The sequence below is a fragment of the Vicinamibacteria bacterium genome, from assembly GCA_035620555.1.
Classification (GTDB): Bacteria; Acidobacteriota; Vicinamibacteria; order Marinacidobacterales; family SMYC01; genus DASPGQ01.
In genome coordinates this window covers 1-3,648 of record DASPGQ010000809.1, presented here as the reverse complement: position 1 = coordinate 3,648, position 3,648 = coordinate 1, and the positions used below count along the sequence as shown (strand labels likewise).

Annotated in this window: 3 protein-coding genes; 2 read left to right on the top strand and 1 reads right to left on the bottom strand. The window is 62.0% G+C overall.

The features are described from left to right. On the bottom strand, positions 1-1,201 hold a 1,201-nt coding region (locus VEK15_32345), incomplete at its 3' end, for a sulfatase (GenBank protein HXV65431.1). A 591-nt stretch (positions 1,202-1,792) separates the two neighbouring features. Between VEK15_32345 and VEK15_32340 the strand changes: the two genes are divergently transcribed. Further along, complete coding sequence (locus tag VEK15_32340) at positions 1,793-2,722, top strand: helix-turn-helix domain-containing GNAT family N-acetyltransferase (protein ID HXV65430.1); 930 nt, start codon at positions 1,793-1,795, stop codon at positions 2,720-2,722. Then, a partial coding sequence (locus VEK15_32335) for a ThiF family adenylyltransferase (protein HXV65429.1) occupies positions 2,719-3,648 on the top strand: 930 nt, incomplete at its 3' end. The genes VEK15_32340 and VEK15_32335, both read left to right, overlap by 4 nt.

Sequence of the window (3,648 nt, the reverse complement as noted above, 5' to 3'; positions counted from 1 at the left end):
GCCTCTCGAGCTGTTCGCTAAAAGTCGTCACGTCATTGGGCCGCTCCGGCGCCAGGTTCTTTCTCTCGGCAGGATCGTTCCGAAGGTCGTACAACTCCGGTCGTGGTGCCTGGATGAAATGAAAGGCGTCGGTCCGGAGTGACCGGAGCTCGCTCCAACCGTAGTGTCCACGGGGATAGTAGGACTCGCCGTAAGCCACGAGCTCCAACGTGTCGACGTCGCCGTCGACGAGAGGGCGCAAGCTGACTCCCTCGGCGGAGGCCGGAACGGGGATTTCGAGCCAGTCGAGAACCGTTGGCATCAAGTCGATCGACCGGACCTGGGCACTTACGCGCCGGCCGCGGTTTCTGACATTTGGACCGGCGACGATAAAAGGGACTTTCATCGTGGCGTCGTAGATGAAGAAGCCGTGCTCGATCTCTCCGTGATCCTCGAGCGCCTCTCCATGGTCCCCCAGGATGATGAGAATAGTATTTTTTGCCAGCGACTTACGCTCCAACCAGTCGGCAAGACGTCCGATGAGATCATCCACGAAGGCAACCTCTCCGTCGTAGAGCCCCCATGGGTTTCCGGCGTAACGCGCACGATGCGGCTCCGGGGGATTGTAGGGTGTGTGTGGATCGTAGAGATGAATCCAGGTGAAGAACGGCGGTGATTCGACCTGCTCCATGAAGCGGAGGGCCTCGTCGAGCACGACGTTGCCCGGACGCTGGACGGAGCCAAGACTCACGTCTTCGAACTGGGAAAAATCGAAATCGTCGTAATAGCGGTCGAAGCCCTGATCGAGCCCCCAGCGTGAATCGAGCACGAAGGCGCCGACGAAAGCGCCCGTGGCATAGCCCTTTTCGCGAAGCACCTCGGCGAGCGTGACGCTATCAGACGGCAGGTAGTAACCCCCGTTGTCGCGTACGCCGTGCCGCATCGGATACGTGCCGGTCAGAATGGACGCATGTGCGGGCAACGTGAGAGGCGATACCGTGGAGGTGTTCTCGAAGAGGACACCCGCGGAAGCCACACGGTCGATGTGCGGGGTGGCGACGTCACCCCCGTAGGCTCCCAGTTTGTCGGCTCGGAGCGTGTCGACGGTGACGAGAACCACGTTCGATCTACCGTCCGGAACCGACGGATTCGAGTTGCAGCACTGAAAACTCAGACCCGCGGAGAGCAACGTAATGGCCCCACGAGTCTTAGTTCGCTTCATCCGATGGAATCCGGGCCTTTCTACTATTCAATGCCGTGGCGGGACCCGTAATCGATCCGCCACGGCTCGGGATGCTTACGGCGCGGCAACTTTGCGGTGGGCAGCCCTTCGGAGCGGCCCCGCAACATCTCGTTCCTTCGAAGCAGCCCGAATGCGGACGATTGCGCCGGGCTCGCTCCGCTCGCGCAGGCTGGACCGTACTTTTTCATCAGCCTGTTAGTATAGGCCGACGGGCGGAAGTCGGTGAGAGGATCGAGCCAACTCGACTCGATAGCTGACCATCGGCGAGGCAAGAACCGGGCAAATTTCTCTATATCCGGCTTGCTCGCCCCCATCTCGCCGAATCGAATCGCGACGAGGCTCTTGCTCGCGCGGCGTACGAGTCGAAGCTCTAAGAGCTCGTTGCCAGCTTGGCCCCGATACCCGATGTCCTGTCGCCGATTCGGAAGCTGCCCCGGACTGGAAGCGCGATGGCTCCGGCTACCAGCTCCCGTAGGAAAAAAGTTGGCAATTTCAGTACTTTGCCTCGCCAGAAGAAGACACTAAATATAGTTGACTTTAGCAATTAAAAACTAAGACAATGTCAACGACATGGACGATTCCCTCCGGGTGCGGCGGGTCGAGGCCGTTCGGCGCTTCGGCCGTTTCTACACCCGCCGCATCGGTGCGTTGCGGGAGGGACTCCTCGAAAGCCCCTTCTCGCTGACCGAGGCGCGGGTCATTTACGAGCTCGCCCACAAAGAGACGGCGACGGCGAGCGAGCTTTCCGAGGAGCTCGGGGTCGACGCCGGCTATCTGAGCCGCATCCTCAGAAGCTTCGGAAAGCGAGGTCTCGTCCAGAGGAAGCCCGATGCCAACGACGGCCGCCAATTCCACTTGTGGCTGTCGGAGCGAGGCCAGGAAGCCTTCGCGCGGCTGAACGCCGCTTCCAGCCGGGAGATCGACGGGATGCTGAGCGAGCTGAGCGAACGCGATCAGGCCCGGCTCGTGGAAGCGATGGGCACCATCGAAACGCTTCTCGGCACGAGCCCACCCCGGCACGCGCCGTACCTACTGAGACCCCACCAGCCGGGAGACATGGGATGGGTGGTGCAGAGGCACGGGACGTTATATGCGCAGGAGTACGGCTGGGACGAGACGTTCGAGGCACTCGTCGCCGGGATCGTGGCGAAGTTCATCGAGAATTTCGACGCGAGGCGGGAACGCTGCTGGATTGCGGAAAAGGACGGGGAGAACGTCGGCTCGGCATTCGTCGTGAAGCACACCAAGACCGTTGCGAAGCTGCGCCTCCTTCTCGTCGAGCCCCGGGCACGGGGTCTGGGGATTGGGCGACGTCTGGTCGACGAATGCGTGCGGTTCGCCCGCGCGCGCGGCTACAAGAAGATGACGCTCTGGACGAACGACGTGCTGCACGCGGCGCGCCACATCTACGAAGCCGTGGGTTTCGAGCTCGTGGGCGAGGAGAAACACGAAAGCTTCGGCCACGACCTCGTCGGCCAGACCTGGGACAAGAAATTATGAGCGATCTGCGGGCCTTCCAGGGGGCTGTGGTCTCGCCCTCTATTCCTCCCGACGAGAGCTTCCGGCCGTTCCTGTTCACCCTCGCGGACGACGAGCTCGGGAGCCTGACGACTTTCTGCCGGGAGCGCGGGCTCCGACTCATCGACCGGATGGAGTGGCAGGATGCCACCGTCGAGCGAGGCGCGAGCTCGGGCAATTGGGTATATCTTCCGTGGGAAAGGAAAGTCGTCCACCTCCTCGGGCCCGACGCGTACTTCGCGACCATCACCGATCGGAACGCCGACAAGATCACCCGAGAAGAGCAGCGTCTCCTGAGGACGAGGCGGGTGGCGGTCATTGGTCTTTCCGTCGGCGCCGAGGCAGCGGCCACCGTGGCGCGAGAGCATCTGTGCGGTGAGATCGTTCTCGGCGATTTCGATCGGCTCGAGCTATCGAACTTGAACCGGATCGAGGCCGGCTTCGACGAGCTCGGCGAAAGCAAGTGCCGGATCGCGGCGCGCCGAATCGCCAAAGTGAACCCCTACCTGAGCGTGACAGTGTTCGAGGAGGGCGTCACCGAGGAGAACCTCGGGGCGTTCCTGGACGGCGTCGATCTCGTGATCGAGGAGTGTGACCGGCTCTCCATCAAGCTTCTGGTGCGGAGGTTCTGCCGGGACCGCCACATCAATCTAGTTTTCGCCGCCGACGAGCGTGGTTTCCTGAGTGTGGAGCCTTACGGTTTCTTTCCCGATCTCCTCCCATTCCATGGACGGATCCGCGAGCCTCAGCCGCCTCGTGAAACCTTCGATAAGTCCCTCGCCTTCATGAAGGAGCTCACCCGGTGGATGGGGGGATGGGAAGCTATCTCGGAGCGCTCGCGGACGTCCCTCGAACAGCTCGGCACGACGTTATCGGGCTACCCCCAGCTCGCGAGTGAAGCTCGATTC